This window comes from Haloferula chungangensis (genome assembly GCF_042664875.1).
GTDB classification, from domain to species: Bacteria; Verrucomicrobiota; Verrucomicrobiia; order Verrucomicrobiales; family Akkermansiaceae; genus Haloferula; species Haloferula chungangensis.
This window is the reverse complement of the sequence record NZ_JBHTBS010000005.1, coordinates 22,455-40,457: the sequence shown is the minus strand read 5'-3', so window position 1 is coordinate 40,457 and position 18,003 is coordinate 22,455. Positions and strand designations below refer to the sequence as shown.

Here is an 18,003-nt window from a genome sequence, read left to right as displayed (position 1 = left end):
GCACAAGCAGTCCCGATCTACTCGTTGGCAAACCCGACTCGGAGTCTCACGAATCCGCGGTCTCCCTCGGCTTCTTCCGGAATGTGGCATGTGATCACCTGATCGGGCAGGCTCGGGCCGCCGGGAATTCTTCGCACTCGGGTCCAGGTCTCGAGGTCGGAAGAGAATTCCAGATCGTAGTTCAGGCCGGTGGTGTCGTGGTCCGGGTGAGTGAGACACAGGTGGATCTGGCCATCGATGATGTGGAGGTCCTGGACGTAGGCGGAGCGCCGACTTCGCGGGTCGGAGCCAAAGGCGAATTCCATGAGGTTGGATTGCCCGTCACCATCGGGATCAGCATCCATGGTGGCCTGCTTGCCGCCTAACAGTTCCTCGATGGCCCAGACGGTGTACGCATCGCTCGCGGATTCCCGAAAGCTGACATCGTCGATGAGGAGTCGACCCGTACCGGTATCGGTCGCGCGCCACTCAAGTCGGAAGGACTGCCCCCATGGCAGAATCACCTCCTCACGCCTCCAGTCGAAACTGCCGGTAGCGGTGGCGTAAATTCCGGGTTGGCCATGGGGCCAGACGATGAGCCGGGCGTTGGCGTTCGTAGGAGTGTCTTCGCTTTTCCACCACCAACTGACCGTGCCTGGACCGGTGAACATGGTGATGAGACTGCCACTGCCTGGGGAGGAAACCGCGGAACCTTCACCGTGGGTAATGCCATCTTGACCATACCAGCGACCGCCACCGGTGCTGAGGAAAGTCTTCTGCGGAAGTCCCAGAGATTCGCCGATCGGAAATGCCGGAGTGTCGATCGACAGTTGATCGAGAAACATCGCATCGATCGCTCCGTTGGCGCTGGCACTGGTCCATGCCAGCGTGTGATCGGCTCCGGGTGGCAGGTGCCAGACGGAATCCATTTCATCGGCGAGGTAGCCACCCTGACCGTGAACGGCATACCAGGAGCCATTGGCATTGAGGAAAGTTCCGCCAATACGATTGGATCGCAGCTTCGCCCACCCGGTCCGGAATGCGACTTCGCGGTTGCCGGGGACAGTCAACTCAATGCCGGACTGCGAACCCGGAAGGACGGGATTGCTTTCGGCGCGAAAGCCGCCCCCCGGAGCGGCTTGCACCGTCCACGGGTGGCTGCCGATGAGTCCGACACCGAGCGCTTGCGGAAACAGACTTTCCAGCTCAGGCGTGTTGGTGGCGACTTCCACACGGTCGATCATCAGACGCTCGAGGGCAGAGTTTCCAAAGGCACTACTGCTGGCAACCTGCCATTGCCAACGGACCGTATGTTTTCCGGCAGGAATCGGCCAGCGTAGCGAAACCGCATCATCCGGCCAGCTCGCGCCACGCAGCGTCGCCACCTGGAGACCATCCAGATGGAGGCTGCCTTGACTGAGACCAAAGGAATCCTCGAGATAGAGAAATGATATCACAGCGGGCCCAATAATATCCGTCTCGATCCAACTCGTCCCACCAGGCGTGGCGGGGCTGATGGCGGCGGGTTCCTGCCCGCCGCCCGGCAAACTGCGCCATGCGAGTTCCCACGAGGCATCGGCGCTGGTCCGCCACGGCAGATCGGGTGCGTTCAGTGCATCGCCAAGGGTAAGTCCGACCGGGAGGGATTCGATGCGGAAATCATCGACGTAAAGGGCGGCGCGACGCTCGAAGTAATGGTTCTTGAATCGGGTCCAACGGAAGTGGTGGCTACCGGGCGGGACAGCGACCGTCACTTCCTGCCAGGAGTTCTCCTCAGTGAGCGACGCCAGATTGCGGCCGTCCATCTGGAAATAGGCGAGGCCATCGCCGTCCTTTTGCCACCAGAAACGGACCAGCGCGGGGCCGGTGACAGAGGTTTGCAGATCGCTGCCGCCGTGCGTGCTATCGTCGTCAGAGCTTGGAACGCAGGTGGCGTCCTCACCATCGTGGGAATGGTCGGTTTGGCCGATCCAGTGGGGCGGCGGGCCACTGGTGAACCAAATCTGGGCGGGAGCATCCAGTGCCTCGCCGAGGGTGAGCCCGGCAAGTGGCGTGATCCGGAATTGGTTCAGACCCGCGGGTGCGCCACGGCGGTTTTCCGGACTGGTGAAGATCCAGCGAAAGGTGTGGCTGCCTGCGGGAAGCTCAATACCCACGGTTCTCCATGGTTCGTAAACCGGGGCGACGGCGATCTCCTCGCCATCAAGTTCCAACGTGAGCCGGGTGTAGTCGGGCCCGGCCTGCCAATCGAACTGGACAAGCGCCGGGCCGGAAATCTCAGTTTCGATCCATGCACTGCCTTGGCCGCCGGCGAAAACGGCGTCGCCGTCGCTGGCAAGGGGTGAATGCAGGGGCTCCCAGAGTCCGCCGCCGGCATGGAACGACTGGGAAGGCGCGTCGATGGCATCCGCCATCGAGATGACGGCCTGTCCGGTGATCTCCACCTGATCTAACATCAAGGGATGATTGGGATCCGAGCCGGCCAGGCGCAGGACGTGCTGACCGGGTGGGATCGAGAATTCCGTGCGCGTCCAAAGCGTATCCGGGACCGTAGTTTCGATGGTCCCGAGCGCAGGGTGTTCGCCGTTCAAGGTGATCCCGAGGTGGGATCGAGCGGAATAAACGGAGCCAAGAGCCGGACCATGCACCGTGGTTTCCACCCATGCGGAGGTGGTTTGGTCGGCCGGCGCCAGCGAGACCGCATCCATCCCATCGAACGCCAGCTGACCGTAATCGCCTGGTGTTACCTGATCGCCCGAGGAAGCCCAGCTTCGCCCCGGAGTATCCAGCGCCTCCTCGAGTGAGAGCGCATTGACGCCGGTGCCGGGTTGCAAGTGAAAGGCATCGAGGAAATAGCGGGATGCCTCGGAGAAAAACCCCTGGGCGGGTGAGGGCGAATACCAGACCAGGCGATGACGACCGCTCGGGACCGGCACGCTCACGACCTGCCAGGAAAATGGCCCGGGATCATAGGCGCTCAGAATGCCCGGAAATCGCAGGCTGGAACCCGCCGGAAGGTCGGCCCGACGCCAGTAGCTGAGAACCGCCGGGCCGTCCACCCAGGCGCTGAGCTCCGGGAATGCCACGCTTGAATGAATCACCCGTGGACGATTGCTGGCCGACAGGCCCGAGCGAGGTGTGGCATCGGCAATGTCCCACGCCTCGGGGTGGCTGGTGAAAAAGGTGATGCCCGCCGGCGCATCGAGCGCTGTCGCCGCCGACTCCGGCAAGGGGCGCCGGATTTCCACCCGGGTGAGGGCCGCTTTGCGAGGTGGCCAACTTGCTTCGTCCAATCCGCTGATCCACTCCAACTCCAGGCTTACCTGACCGGCGGGAATTTCGAATATCTGAGAGCCCGTGCTCCCACCACTCCCTGACTCATACTTTACCTCACCCCCCGCCAGGATGCGGAAGACATCGCCATCCGGCCCCTCGCTCACGGCGCGCATGCTGACTTCTGCAGGGCCGTTGATCACCGTGGAAAGTCGGGCGTCTTGGCCGGGACCAGGGCGCTCGATAGCCAACGCCGCGAGTTGCTCGCGATTGAGTGAACTGGCTTCGGCATCCGCCAATGTGGGGACAAATCGATTGCTGCCTGACGAAGCCCAGGTGAGGTCGCCTGCAAGAGCGCTGTCCAAGGTCAGTGGTGTGATCGACAGCGACGCGAGGGTGCTCACATCAGACGGGGTGGTCTGGAGGTTCGCAGGGGGAGATAATGGGTAGGGATCCGCCTCGTTCTCCATCGCCGACCAGTAGAAGTGAACCCACTCCACCCGATGCAGTCCCGGGCCGAGAATCAGTGGGGAATCATCCCAAGTGTTGCCGGTCGAAGCCGTGACCCGACGGATCGATCCGATGCTATCAAGATTCCGTGCCACAAACGAACCGCCTTTCGCATTCGTCCAGGCTTCCAACCGCGCGGGGCCTTCGACCAAGCGGACCAGTGAGGTCCGACCGCCTCGGTCCGTGCCCCGCAGCGCGGCAACGTGGCCGTCATCGAACCACAAACCCGGCATGGCCTCAGCCGTCACGCGCCCCGATCCGGTGACCACCCACAGCGAGTCAGGCTCATCGCCGATTGCTGTCAGCCAGGGAAAGTGGTCGCCGGATTTCACCTCAAACTGATCCACCATCGCCTCCGCACCCGGGATCCGTGCCATTCCGCCTGCGGCGATCCGCAGGCGATGGTTTCCCGACGGCAAATTGATCGCCACCGATTGCCAGGCCGTGGTGCGCCGCAGCATTGCCATTTCACGACCGTCGATCTCGAGAGAAACCCAGCCCTTGCCATCGGAACCTGACAGTCGCCACGAGAACGAGATCACCGCCGGGCCGGCAACATTGGCCTCCATCGACGATTCTCCCGCCTGCAGCACCCGTGCCACATCACCCCCGTGAAGCGCGGAAGATGATGGTGCCGTCTTCCATGCCGGCGAACCGTCAAGGTCCCACGCCAAATCGGAGTCCAAACCTCCTGCCGGATTCTGAGCGATGGCCTGAGACATCAGGGTCAGGGAAAGCAGAAGCACAAATGGCCGGAAGCGGTTCATGGTAGGAGTAGGGACACAGGGAGTTGGAGCACCACATGCTGACACAAGTGATCCGTTGAAAAGCACCATCAAGTTTCAGAAAAATCACGGAATCGGAAAGCCTCCGCCCCCGCAGATATCTCAAGGAGCACGGATCAACGACGGAAGCGGAGTTGAGCCGAACCCGCAGGAAGATGTGTCACGGGAATGTCATGAAAGCTCAAACGGACTCCATCTTCTCCGCTGATCCATTGTCCTGCCCAAGCGACGCGTGGAATCCCGACCTGGTAGCGGCCGCCTCCCCCGTCACTGCTCGACTTTGATCTGGATGAATTCCCGTCCTGACGAACGCTCACCGATCGGGACAGCACTGCGATATACAACGCGGGTGGTGCCGTCGAGCATGTCGGTTTCCGACACCAGAACGAGCTCGGGCTCACCGCTCCAGGATGTGAGATCCTCACCGATCTGCGGATCGATTCTAACGGCATTCGCCGCGTGCTGATTACGCAGGAATCGGATCGTAAGGTACTCGCTGGTCACCCCATTCACCTCGTGAAATTCACGGCCGCTGCTGACCGTCGAATCACCGGCAACCGAGTCACTGGATCCCAAAGCATACTCGACGATGGCCTTGAGCCCATCCCCATCCTGATCAACGAGAGGATCCCCTACGAACCCGACGGCACCTGGCGCGCCCGGATATCCTCCGATCCGTGCACTGGCAGCCCAGCTTCTGGCCAGGTTGTGATCGGGGATTGGCATTTCAGGGTTGATGAGAACCAGCGAGAAGCCAGGACCATCAGAGGCAGTCGGCCAGGGTGCCTCGTCGCTGAAGGAAAAATCATGGATGATCCCGCCCTCGGCATCCTCCAGGACCAGCTGTTCGCCACTGTTGCTGAGCTTCCCGCCATACTCGCTTCCCCCCAGCGCATCCGTCCCAAAAAGGATCGATCCTAGTTGCCCCGCATAGCGCGCTTCAAAAGCCGCCATGTTTTTGACGATCACCATTCGTCCTCCTGCCGGGAGGATGTTGTTCGCGGCAAAGGTGAACTCGATTCCCGTGGTAAACGAAACCCCGGAGAGATCGACGGGCACCGACGCCACGTTCTTGAACTCAACAAACTCAAATTCGTCTGCATCGGTCGCCGCAGCAAGTTCCGCGCTCGTAAGCGGATCCTCCGGGTGATAATTGAACTCGGAGATCACCAGATTCCCGGAATCGGCAAGGACCGGCTCAGGTGTGAAGAAGGCGATGTTGAGCGCACTCCACTCACCGTTCGCCGTGTTATAACTTCGCGAAAGAAGCCAACCCGACTCCGTCACAGCGATCGGAGAAGAATTCAAGCCGCTGCCGGGCAAGTTCCCGGACAATTCAAGATTAAAGCTGATGTCGCTACTATTTCCATCCTTGTTATGGATTTCCACCGCGATGGTATTGTTGCCCTCTACGAACAGGGAAGAATCAAGCATTTTGGAGCCTTCCTCGTCGTCGGCGCTTCCGCTGCCGGTGTATTGGTCGAAATCGGCATTCGCTGCCAAATTCCTGCGCTCCACCTCTACCCCATTCACATAGATGGCAATACCATCGTCGAAGACGTAATTAAGGCTGAAGTTCGCGAACTGCGAGGGGTTCGAAATATAAATGTCAGACTTGCGAAAGTACGTGGTGGCGTTTTTCTGCATTCCCGGAGTGACCGCGTCGGCATCGACATAGCCAACAACTTCAGCCTCATCGTCGTCCCCATAACCGAGCTCGGACGGACCATTCTTCCATGAGCCGTCCTCGACAAAGGATGCGGCACGCCAGGCAACTCCCTGGTTCGTGCCATTATCGAGATAGGACCAGTTGTCACCACTCTGCACGATGGGAACGCTTGAACCGCTGCTCCCTGAAAATTCGATCATCGATGCCGCCGGGTTGACTCCACCTCCCGGGAGCCGGGGATCGAGCGAGTGACGGTAGGGGTCCGGATCCGAGTCCCCCGCTCCGAACAGATAGTATACCTTGTAGCTCGGATCCGTTACCGAAATGGTAGGCCCTCCGCCAGCTTGCACCGAACCTCCGTGCGAACTGTAAATGGGGGCATCGGTCGAAGGATACATCCCTGCTTCCTCGAACCTCGAGATCATCGTCGCCTCCAGGGAGGGAAAGTGGTTGTTGATCAGATTCTGTTGATACGAAGCCCATCGCCCGGGTGTAAGGGAGGGGTCCATGTAACCCCAGCGGGCACTTTCAGGGATGATTGAAAGCTGCGTTTCCTCCACCCGCTTTTGGAGTCGTTCGATGTTCTTCTCGGAAGTGAGCGCTCCATCATTGAAATAATGCATGTGGATCCTGTCGGCCAGCAGCATGCGATAATCCGGATGCCCTTCGTTCGCAAGAGCCGTCATGGCACTCAAGGGGCCGTTATGATCGACGTTGTGATGACTATTGCTGGGCGTACGAAGGAAGCCGTCGGCATCCTTCAGGAAAAACTTGAATGGAACCCCGAGCGGGACAGATCCCGCAGCGCGGAATTCGCTCTCGGAATCACCGCTCGTCCAGAGCAGCATGAAATCAATCAGATTGTTGATGTCCAGGTGGCTTCGTGCCGAGGCGAATGGCGTCTCGCCGTTGACCAGCGATTGGGTTTCCATCCACTGCTCGCCTGTCCCGTCATAAACAACTCCGGTCTGAAATTGCCTGCCGGCATTGTTGGCGTTGACAGCCTCGTAGTCTTCCTTCTCCCCTCCGAAATACTCGGAGAGCATCGACGCATTCCAGCGCTCGCGCAGGTGATACTGACCCCAGTATTCCCCATTCATGTAGAGGTGAACAAAACGTCCGTGAGGAGCAATCTGACCCATATCTAACAGGGCATCGTCCGCGTATCGATTGGAAAGGTAGGCACCGCGCTGCCACATATCGTGATTCCCCGCACGGAGCTCGATGGCGTCGTATTCCTTGGCCGGCTGGTAACTTGCCCAGTCGTAGTTTTCAAACAGATCGAAATCCAGCTTTCCCGGTCCGTATTCCTTCCTGAAAGTGATGCGGGCGCTGCGTTTGTCGAAATTGGTCACGTAACCTCCGAAGCGCTCCATCCCGGCATCGGCCTGCTTATCCCCGGATTCGAAATTGATCAGTTCAATTGAAACCTCCTTTTCATCATAATCCAAATCACCGGAGAAGTTCAGAGAAATACTCGGGATGGCGCTCAGTGCCTGGTCCATTTTCGGGCCATAGTCGGGGTCCTGCGTAATGTCCGTATCCATGTTCGCTCCCGAGATGACATCTGCCTTGAAGATATAGGTGTGGGTATCGACATTCGTCGGCTCATACTGATCGAGGAAAGCCGCAGCCCGAAGCACGCTGGTCTGGCTGATGGTCACGGGGGAACCGGGCGTATAGATGTGGCCGCTGGTTGCCGTCGGCTTGGACCCATCGAGTGTGTAGCGAATCTCGGCTCCCGGTGTCGGGGAGCTGATCTCAACCTCGATCGGATCGGTGTAGAACCCTCGATCCAAAGAGAACGCGGTATCCCGCACAAATCCCAACACCGAGCTTCCATTCGGCGCGCCAGGCGTCGGGCTTAAAAAGTAGCCATCGACATTCGTCACACCGTCGATGCCGTAGGACACGTCGGTTCTCTGGGCGGGAAATCCCGGATGATACTCGGAGGCGATCGTGATGGCGTCCGGTTTGACGAGTGCCAGATACTCCCCGTCCACACTTAGGGAAAAGTTGGCATGCAATTCGCCAGATGGATCCACTCGGTTATCCCCTGAGGCGAAGATGATCAGATGACTTCCTGGAGCCATGGTCACATCAGGAAAGGCCCACTTGGTGGGTTCGGATTCATCGTCGGTGAGATAGTATCCGAGAAGGGGCGCAGGAACCGATCCGGGATTGTAGAGTTCAATCCAGTCGGAACTGTTGCCATCGGCATCGGTCAACCCATCACTGTTCGATGCAAGGAATTCACTGATCACAGGAACGCCGGGCTCGATGACCTTCACTCCAACTTTCCTCGAAACCGTGCCCTCGCCGTTGCCGGCCACCAACTCGAAGACGGTATCGCTGGTCACTTGGACTGAAGTTCCGGTCGTCCCCACCACACGATCACCATTGAGGGCGAGGCTTTCGACATTGCCCGCGGCATTCCAATTCAGATTGACGGTGGAGCCGGAGCTCACGAATAGCTGATCCGCCGCAAAGGAGTAGATGAGTGGCTGATCGGTAACTGCGATCGTCGTCGAAACCTTCGTGCTTCCCCCGGAGCTCGTGGCCGTGAGCTCATAGGTCGTTGTCTCACTCGGCCCCGTGCCATTCGAGTAACTTCCTACACCGTCGCTCGTAATGGACATCACGTCGCCGATGCCATGATTGATCGAGATTCCGGTGACCGTCGGAGCGACTGCCCAATCCAGCACGATCGGATCCCCCGGTGCAATGAGCGGAGTGGTGGAGGCAAACGATAGGATGCGCTCCAAGCCGACCGCCGTGACTTCATCCAGTGACAGCACTCCCTGATCCTGACCATCGGGTTTGCGAATGACGCGGATCATGTTTCCGGTCGCCTCTCCCACATTTACTGTGATGCTCGCCGGGCTCCCGAGAATGTTCCCGGGATTGAGCACATCGGATTGATAGACGACGGTTCCCCCGTTGAAGTCCGAATCCACATCTCCGCTAAAATCGACGACTTGCACCGTGAGGTCACGGAATCGGGGCAACCAGCTTCCGGTTCCTCCGCGATTGACGATCGTGATTTCCGTGAAGGTCTCGTAGACTGGCAAGGCGATCTGCCAGGTGGGATCAGGGTCTTCGGGAACCGTGTGGGTGAAGTTCGGGATGCCGTCGATGGCAAGCGAAGCATCGTAGGTGGAAAGTGTGGTGCTTTGGGCAGCGCTTCCATCGCTTAGATCAATCGGCACAGCAGCGGCTCCTCCGAGGAGAAGAATAGGCAGCATGAACCAAGTGAAACCTTGAGTCAGTAGATTGGGTTTTGAGTACATGGGCAATACTATCCCGCCATGTAGTCCTTTCCCTGTGGCAGGTCAACCAGCGATAAGCCGGGCCCAGTTATCTCTAATCTCTCAACATGAGAAAGGCCCGAGGAGCCAAGTCCTCGAGCCTTTGTCCGATCAATGCTTCGCGAAGCCCTTCGGGCCAGGCGAGCGACGTAATCCCTCAGAACTTATAATCCGCTCCATCGCGGCTGAGCTGACAGCTCGAGTCGATTTCCTGAAGCTTTCTCTCAAGCTCGGCCGCCTTCTCGGGCATCTTGCTCATGAGATCATTCTTCTCTCCGGGATCGCTGGCCAGGTCATAGAGTTTCGTTTTCCCTCCCCCCTTGGTCGCTTCATGGAGAAGTTTGAAATTCCCGCTAATGATCGCCATGCCGTTGGTCCCCTGGAAAAGACGTCGATACCCGAAGAACAGATCCTTCCCCCGCTCGTCCGCGTCCCCCTGAATGATCGGCATCAGATCCACTCCGTCGATCGGACGCTTGTCATTCTTCGGGAAACTAAAGTCGGCGAGTTTCGCGAAGGTCGGCAGGTAATCGACGGTGGCACACCGGATTTCCGTCGAGGTTCCTGGCTTGATCGTTCCCGGCCACTCCGCACAGGCCGGCACCAGCACGCCGCCTTCATACATCGTATGCTTGTGTCCTTTGAAAGGACCCGCCGAAGCGATGCCCTTCTTCGCCATCCCATCCGATGGACCATTGTCGCTGCAAAAGAACAGCACGGTGTTCTTTTCGATTCCCAAATCCCTCAACTCCTTCCGCAGGCGACCGATCTGATCATCCATCGCGGTAATGCAGCCATAGTAATTCTTTCGCATCTCTCCGGCATCCGGGTACATCTTCTTGTATTCCTCACCGGCAACCACGGGTTCATGCGGTGTGTGGAACCAGACGGCCGCGAAGAACTTCTTATCCTTGTTTTCCCGCACGAAGGGAATCACCCGATCCATGATCACGCGGCTATCGTCTCCGGAGATGTTCTCCTTCACTTCCTTGCCATTGTGAACGTAAGGGAAGCCACCTTTCCATGGCTCTCCTCCTTCTGCGCCCCAACTCTTCCAACCCTTCGGCGTCACGCCCGGATCCCAGGTCGGCACCGCACTCGTGGTGGCGAACACCTCATCGAATCCATGATCCCACGGCGGTGAGTAATAGCCCCTCGAGCCCCCGTCCTCCAGCTTCACCCAACCGATGTGCCACTTGCCGAAGAACCCCGTGGCGTAGCCCTTTTTCTTTGCGATCTCCGCAATTGTGACCTCACCGGCCCGCATGCCGCCCGTATGCGCCGCGAGGATCCCATAGCGAAACGGGTAGCGCCCTGTTAGACAGCTTCCACGCGTGGGGGAACACAGGGGAGAGGCGGCGTAAAAGCGCTCGAAGCGCACACCACCCGCCGCCATCTGATCGAGGTTCGGTGTCTTGATCCGGTCATTGCCATTGAAACCAACATCGCCCCAGCCCTGGTCATCGCTCATGATCAGGATCACGTTCGGAGCATCCCGCTTCTCGTCTGCAGCACCAAGCGATGCCATCGACAATCCAAGCAGCACGGCGGAACTCATCCACCCCAACATCTTATTCGAAACTCCGTTCATAATTACTCATTCAATAAAGGTTCAACTTTCTCGCCCACCATACGGGCGATGATCCGGCATCCTTCCTTCGAGGGATGTACTCCGTCCGGGCTCAGCCAATCTGCTTCCTTCTCCAGCTCAGTGTAAAGATCCACCACCGGAAGATTTTGTTCCTTCGCCACCTTCATTGCCGCCGCCCGGTAACCGCTCCACAGCTTCGTCGTCCCTCCCGCCTCATCGTAGAGCGCCGTTTCGTGACGCTCGAAATAGGCCGCCTCGTCGATCGGTGGCAAGGTGCAGATCACCACCTTGGCATCGATCTTCTCAATCTCCTTCACCATCTCCGTGAGAACTGCCTCATACTTCCCGGCAGGGACGAACTTGTGAGGCGCATCGACCCGAGCATCGTTCGTTCCAAAAAAGATCACCACCACATCGGGATGCAAATCGAGGACATCCTTCCTTATCCGTCGCAGTCCCTCGGCTGAGGTGTGTCCCGCCACGCCCGCATTGACCACCTTCACGCCCAGTGCTTTTCCCATGATCTCGGGATACCCTCGCTTGGTGATGCTGTCACCGAAGCAGACCACCGTCGCCGCCTCGACGTCGGCCTCCTTCGCCTCGATCCCAGAGAAGAGAAACCCACTGATAAAAGCCGCAAACATCCCCCGTATACGGTCCTTCATTTTACTTCTGCATCTTCTCATTTCAGCTCATTCGAGGCCTCATTGTCGCCGCCATCCTTCCTGAAATACGTCGCAATTTTGAAAAATCTGACTCTACACTGGCAAACTTCTGAGTCACCCTGTTGACTCCCCGTTCACGACGCCCTACACCCATCATAATGCCACCGGATTCCTCAGGCCCACCCGTCACGCTCCGCGATATTGGAAAAGCACTCGGCGTAAGCCACTCGACCGTCTCACTCGCCCTCCGCAATCACCCGCGCATTTCAACGGCGATGCGGGAGAAGGTCCAGAAAGCGGCTGAAGAAATGGGCTATCGACCCGATCCGATGCTGGCGGCGCTCGCCACCTATCGGCGCGGCCGAGTCGATCAACCCATCAATGCCTCCATCGCTTGGATCAATGCCTGGCCTGATCCGACCGATCTCAGGAAGCATCGGGAATTCGACCACTACTGGATCGGAGCCACCAAAGCCGCTGCCAAATTCGGTTACCGACTCGAGGAATTTCGTCTTGATGCCAACTTCACCCCTGCGCGTCTTCATCAGATCCTCAATACCCGTGGCATTCGTGGCATTCTTCTGCCGCCCCACCACAACCAACCCGACTGGGAGGACTTCCCATGGGATCACTACTCCGTCGTGCGGTTCGGCCGGAGCCTTCATAAGCCCGAATGCCACATCGTCACCGCCGATCAGGTCGCCAACACCATCCTCGCGCACAAGGAGATCTACAAGCGCGGCTACCGCCGGATCGGCTTCGTGGCTCCAAACTTCGAACTCCGCGACAATGGCGTCCTCTTTGAGCTCGGATTCATCGGCGGCCAGCGACTCGTGGAAGACGCGGAGGCAATCCCGCCGCTCCTCCTCCGCCGACGGGACAAGCCCAGCGAAGTTCGCGCCAGCTTCCAAAAGTGGCTGAAACAGTACAATCCCGACGCCATCTTCACCACCCTCAGCGACCTCCCAGCCATGCTGAAAAAGGAGAAGCTCCAGGTGCCCCAGGACATCGCCCTCGCCGCCACCACCATCCTCGATACCAATGTCAATGCCGGCATCGACCAACATCCGGAAGAGATCGGTCGGGTGGGCTTCCTGATGCTCAACTCCCTGATTAACGACGGAGCACGCGGCATCCCGGACATCTTCCGACAAATCCTTGTCGAAGGTAGCTGGGTCGACGGCTCAAGCCTGCCGGTCAAGGGTGCCGCGAAAACCGCCAAAAAGACCTCGAAAAGGTAACGACCTCGCCAGGAACCAGGATCCCAGCGAGGCCGCAATTACCCCCTCGAAAATTGAGAAACGTCACGTGTATCACACTCAAGGTCAGCACTCAAGCTGAAACTTAAGACCACTTAATCACCCAACTGTTCGTGAAGACCATCCCCTCCCTCATGCTTCTCAGCCTCCCCGTCCTCGCCGGCGATCTCAGCCCGTCCATCAGCGCGGATGGCGGTGCCCCGATCATTCATCCCGCCGACGCCTGGGAGCTCACGCTTGAATCCGGCTACACCTGGAACATCGGATCTAACACCCCAATCGATTACGAGATCGTTCCGACCCAGCTCACCCTCAGAACACCGACTCACCTGACTTGGTGGGAGGATGAAAGCGGCGCACGGCTCATTGTCCGAGGGCGCTACTCGCTGATGATGGAAACCATCATGGTAGGACCCGAGTCCTACTACCTTGGCATCTCCGGCGCGCCATCCATCGAATACTGGTTCGCCGATGCCAGGACCTCACTCTTCTTCTCGATCGGCGGCGGCGTTGGCCTCACAGATTCCACCCGCATTCTCGGCGGACAAGGTCAGGACTTCACCTTCAACTGGTTCACCCAACTCGGCGTCCGACGCGAGATCGCCAAAGACCTCTCGCTGCTCGCCGGAGCCTACTTTGTCCACCACTCCAACGGCGGACAAACCAAGCCCAACCCCGGAATCGACGCCCTTGGCTTCACCCTCGGGCTTGGCTGGCAGTTCTGATTCGAGTTCCTGAACGCGGGCGGTGATACGTTCGGCATCACGGCCCGGCGGGAAGGTTTTGCTGGCCTAGCCGCGCATCAGACGTATCTCTTTCCGCCATGTCGGACGCGCCTTTTGAAGCCCCATCGATTGAATCGATTGCAGCTCTCTTCCCGGCGTTCGAGTTCGACCACCTGATCGCCCAAGGCGGCATGGGTGCCGTCTATCTCGCACGCCAGCGCTCGCTGGACCGGGACGTCGCCATCAAGATCCTCCCGCGCGAACTCGGCCAGGATCCGCTTTTCAGAAAGTCCTTCGTTGCCGAGGCCAAAGCGATGGCCACCGTCGTTCACCCGAATCTCATCACCGTCCATGACTCCGGCGATGTCGATGGCCTGCTTTACATCATCATGGAGTATGTTTCGGGAAAATCCCTGCACCGCTCCGCCCACCAGAAAGCCGTCGATCCCCAGCAATCGGTCGAAATCATTCTGGGTATCTGTCGGGGACTCGCCGAGGCCCACCATCACGGCATCGTCCACCGCGACATCAAACCGGGCAACATCCTCTTAACCCAGAAGCGCCAACCCAAGATCGGTGACTTCGGACTCGCCCGTCCTGCTGGTCACGACATCGAAGGCCTCGCCATGGGAACCCCCGGCTACTCCGCTCCCGAGGTCGCCCGGCACCCGGAATTGGCCGATCATCGCTCGGACATTTTTGCCGTCGGCGTGATGCTCCGCGAGCTGCTCACCGGCCGCCCGCCTGAAAATGACCCCCAGCCGGAACGCGGAATCCGGGACAGAAAGTTGTTAGAGATATGTCGGAAAGCGACGGCGAAAGATCCCTCCCAGCGCTATCAGAAGGCGGAGGCGATGATCGCGGACCTCAAGAGCTGGCTTCACCAGCCCGACGAGCCGCTCGCCCCACCCGCCGAAGCTGCGCCTGCCAAGCGCACGCCCATCGTCGATCGCTCCGCAAGCAGCGCACTGGGTCGAAACATCGCGCTCATCATCGTCCTGCTCGCCGCCATTTACGGCACCTGGACCCTTTTGCAGAAGAAAAAGGCCGTGACTGCAGCGATGGTCGAAAAATCGGCCCCAGCAAAACCCCGCCCTCCACAACCCGTTCAACAAGAACCCGCGGCAACGGTCTGGCCGGAGCCGATTCGTCCCGCGGTCTCCGACGTCCCGGAGCCATTGCCCGCCGCAGAGGACCGCGTTTCCACCGGGGAGCCCCCCGAAGCCGCCACGGAAACGCCCGCTCAATCGCTCATCCGCCTCCGCGCGGCTCTGACTGCCGGTGAATTCAGCGAGCTGCCGATTGGCACGCTGACCCATGGGAGTTCCCACTACTTCTTCGTCCCACGCGCCGCCAGCTGGCGTCAGGCCAGCCTCATGGCGCGCAGCTTCGGTGGCCACCTTGCCATCCTGAGCGACGAAGTCCTTCGCACCTGGCTCGCGAGTGCCATCCCGGAAGATAGGACCCATGATCCCGCCAAACAGGCGATCTGGATTGGCGCCACCCGCACATCCCCCGAACTTTGGCAATTGGTCAACGCCGTGCCATGGCCGCTCGACACCGTGCCCGCAGGCGATGGAGACTTCGCCGCCCTGCAGCGCGACGCCCTCGTCATGGCGGAATCGGAATCCGCAACCCATCCCTTTTTCATCCAGTGGCATCGCGATGGATCCAAACCGACCTCCATCGAACAAATTCTCACCCGCTGCAAGCAATCCCAGGAAAGCGACCAGCCCTTCTTTCCGCCCGGCATCGAAAAGCTTGGCGAGCGGAGCTTTCTGGTCGTTCGCGAAGCATTCAACTACGACGAAGCTAGTAGATTGGCGGAGATCGGCGGGGGCCATCTCATGACCGTCGCCACCCAGGAAGAGGCGGACTTTCTCGACAAGCTAGCCGGCAACACCAACGCAGCAAACGGCCTCTGGCTCGGCGCCACCCTTCGGGACGGCTTCTGGACGTGGGACAGCCGTGAGCCATGGACTTTTGCCCGCTGGGCTCCCAGTTCGCAGCCCAAAACCGGGGAGGCCCTCATTTTCCAACCGCGGGCTGGTTGGGCCGAAGCGGATCCCGGGCAGGAAGCCTCCGGCTTCATCATCGAGTGGAGCCATGACCATCAGAATGCCGAAACCCCACCGACGCGGCCGAAGCTCCTCGCCGATATGGATGCCAAAGCGAAAAATGTCCTGGCTGGGCTCGATACCCGTCGACAGGACGCCCTCAACGAGAACTCCGACGAATATCTTTGGAAGCTCGACATCTGGCTTCGCCGGCGCGGCAACAACCACGAAATCCAAACCTGGACCCCCCACGTCAAGACCGTCAAGGCGACCGTCAAGGGGGGGCGCCTGCCCGCCGATATCCCTCGCACCCCAGGCGGCATCTACGCCGCCCCACTCCTCGAAATCGCCCGGCACTACTTTATCAAACAGCAGGCAATCGACCACGAATTCACCACCAAAGCCACCGGCATTCGCGACGCCTACGTCGCCCGTCTCAGCGAGGAAGCCCGCGAAGCCGAGCAACTCGGTCAGCGCGAAAATGCGCTCCTGATCACCGAGAAAGCCACCGAAGCCGCCGACATCAAGACCTGGATCGAGTCCTTCGGCTTCATCAACCACTGATTCCACCACTCTTTTCTCTGGCATCTGACCTCCAGTCTCTGGTCTCTTCCGCGCATGTCCGACGCCGAAGCGACACCGCAAGCACCCCAATCCACCGAAGCCGAACTCATCGCCGTTCGCCGCGGCAAACTCGCGAAACTCCGCGAGCTCGGTGTTGACCCCTTCGGTCAGGCCTTCGAAACAACCCACACCCCCGCCGATCTGCGCGCCAATTTCGAGGAAGGCCTGCAGGTGAAAGTCGCCGGCCGCATCACCGGTCTGCGCAACATGGGCAAGTCCTGCTTCTTCCACATCGCCGACGTGCTCGGCAACATTCAGGGCTTCATCGGCGTCAAAAAACTCCCCGAAGAACAACTCGCGATCTTCGAATGCCTCGACCGCGGCGACTGGCTCGGCATCGAAGGCGAAACCTTCATGACCCGCACCGGCGAGCCCACCGTCAAGGTCGAGAAATTCACCATCCTTTCCAAAGCCCTCCGCCCGATGCCCGACAAGTGGCACGGCGTCGCTGACCGCGAACTGAAATACCGCAAGCGCCACCTCGACCTGATGTCGAACGAGGAAAGCGCCGCGATCTTCGTCACACGTTCGCAAATGGTCGCCTCCATCCGCGACTTCTTCCACGAGCGCGGCTACCTCGAGGTCGAAACACCGATGCTTCAAAGCGTCGCCGGTGGTGCCGCCGCGCGTCCTTTCGAAACGCACCACAATGCGCTCGGCATGCCGCTGACCATGCGCATTGCCCCAGAACTCTTCCTCAAGCGCCTGCTCGTCGGTGGTTTCACCAAGCTCTTCGAACTCAACCGCAACTTCCGCAACGAAGGCATCTCGCGCCGCCACAATCCGGAGTTCACCATGCTCGAAGCCTATCAGGCCTTCGCCGACTTCGAGATCATGGCCGAGCTGGTCGAGGAAATGACCTGCTTCCTCGCCGAGAAATTCTGCGGCGGCCTGAAGATCGAGCACAAGGACGAGAACGGCGAAGTCTACCGCACCATCAATCTCGAACGCCCATGGAAGCGCGCCAACTACCACGACCTCGTCAAGGGCGTCGCCGGTGACGACTTCTTCGACATCACCCCCGAGCAACGCCGCGCCAAGTGCGACGAACTGGGCGTGCAGCTTTCCGACAACATGGAGGACTACGAAGTCATCCAGCAGGTCTTTGAAAAGAAGGTCGAGGAGCACACCTTCGACCCCTGCTTCGTCACCCGCGTCCCCAGCGAGCTCATCCCTCTCGCCAAGGTCACGCCCGGCGGCAAAACGGTCGAAGTCTACGAACTCATCATCAACGGCCAGGAGATCTCCCCGGGCTACTCCGAGCTCAACGACCCCGACGTCCAGAAAGCCCGTCTTGAGCATCAGGCGGGCGGCGAAGAGGAACAGCTCGTCGACTACGACTTCATCGAGACCCTCGAACACGGCATGCCTCCGGCAGGCGGCATCGGCATCGGCATCGACCGCCTGATCATGATGCTCACCGGCGCCCCGACCATCCGCGACGTCGTCTTGTTCCCGCTTCTGAAGAAGAAGGAGTAGAGAGGGCGCTTTCGCCCTGTCGAGTCACCCGAGAGCAGCTGCTTCTCTATCACATCGATAGGCCGGGATGAGCCGCGCC

8 protein-coding genes are annotated in these 18,003 nt (G+C 59.6%); 4 read left to right on the top strand and 4 right to left on the bottom strand.

Annotation, left to right across the window (positions count from 1 at the left end):
• Window positions 1-17: 17 nt before the first annotated feature.
• The 4 genes from ACFQY0_RS11190 to ACFQY0_RS11175 form a co-directional block, all read right to left on the bottom strand.
• Window positions 18-4,529, bottom strand: a complete 4,512-nt coding sequence (locus tag ACFQY0_RS11190) for a hypothetical protein (protein ID WP_379712330.1) — start codon at window positions 4,527-4,529, stop codon at window positions 18-20.
• A gap of 285 nt (window positions 4,530-4,814) precedes the next feature.
• Entirely contained in the window at window positions 4,815-9,461 is a 4,647-nt protein-coding gene (locus ACFQY0_RS11185) for a lamin tail domain-containing protein (RefSeq protein WP_379712328.1), read from the bottom strand.
• 220 nt (window positions 9,462-9,681) lie between these two features.
• Window positions 9,682-11,082, bottom strand: a complete 1,401-nt coding sequence (locus ACFQY0_RS11180) for a sulfatase-like hydrolase/transferase (RefSeq protein WP_379712326.1) — start codon at window positions 11,080-11,082, stop codon at window positions 9,682-9,684.
• 35 nt (window positions 11,083-11,117) lie between these two features.
• Window positions 11,118-11,780 carry an SGNH/GDSL hydrolase family protein gene (locus ACFQY0_RS11175; RefSeq protein ID WP_379712324.1) on the bottom strand — a complete coding sequence of 221 codons (663 nt, stop codon included), beginning with the start codon at window positions 11,778-11,780 and terminating at the stop codon, window positions 11,118-11,120.
• Window positions 11,781-11,938: 158 nt separating this feature from the next.
• On the opposite strand from ACFQY0_RS11175, the gene ACFQY0_RS11170 reads away from it, so the two are divergent.
• From ACFQY0_RS11170 to lysS, 4 genes are all read left to right on the top strand, one after another.
• On the top strand, window positions 11,939-13,021 hold the full coding sequence (locus tag ACFQY0_RS11170) for a LacI family DNA-binding transcriptional regulator (protein ID WP_379712322.1): 1,083 nt from the start codon (window positions 11,939-11,941) through the stop codon (window positions 13,019-13,021).
• A gap of 131 nt (window positions 13,022-13,152) precedes the next feature.
• Window positions 13,153-13,764, top strand: a complete 612-nt coding sequence (locus ACFQY0_RS11165; RefSeq protein ID WP_379712320.1) for an acyloxyacyl hydrolase — start codon at window positions 13,153-13,155, stop codon at window positions 13,762-13,764.
• A gap of 98 nt (window positions 13,765-13,862) precedes the next feature.
• Window positions 13,863-16,385: a protein kinase domain-containing protein gene (locus ACFQY0_RS11160; protein ID WP_379712318.1), complete on the top strand. Its 2,523-nt coding sequence runs from the start codon at window positions 13,863-13,865 to the stop codon at window positions 16,383-16,385.
• A gap of 54 nt (window positions 16,386-16,439) precedes the next feature.
• The gene (gene lysS, locus ACFQY0_RS11155) at window positions 16,440-17,924 is read left to right on the top strand and encodes a lysine--tRNA ligase (protein ID WP_379712316.1); all 1,485 of its coding nucleotides are present in this window, start codon (window positions 16,440-16,442) and stop codon (window positions 17,922-17,924) included.
• Window positions 17,925-18,003: the final 79 nt, after the last annotated feature.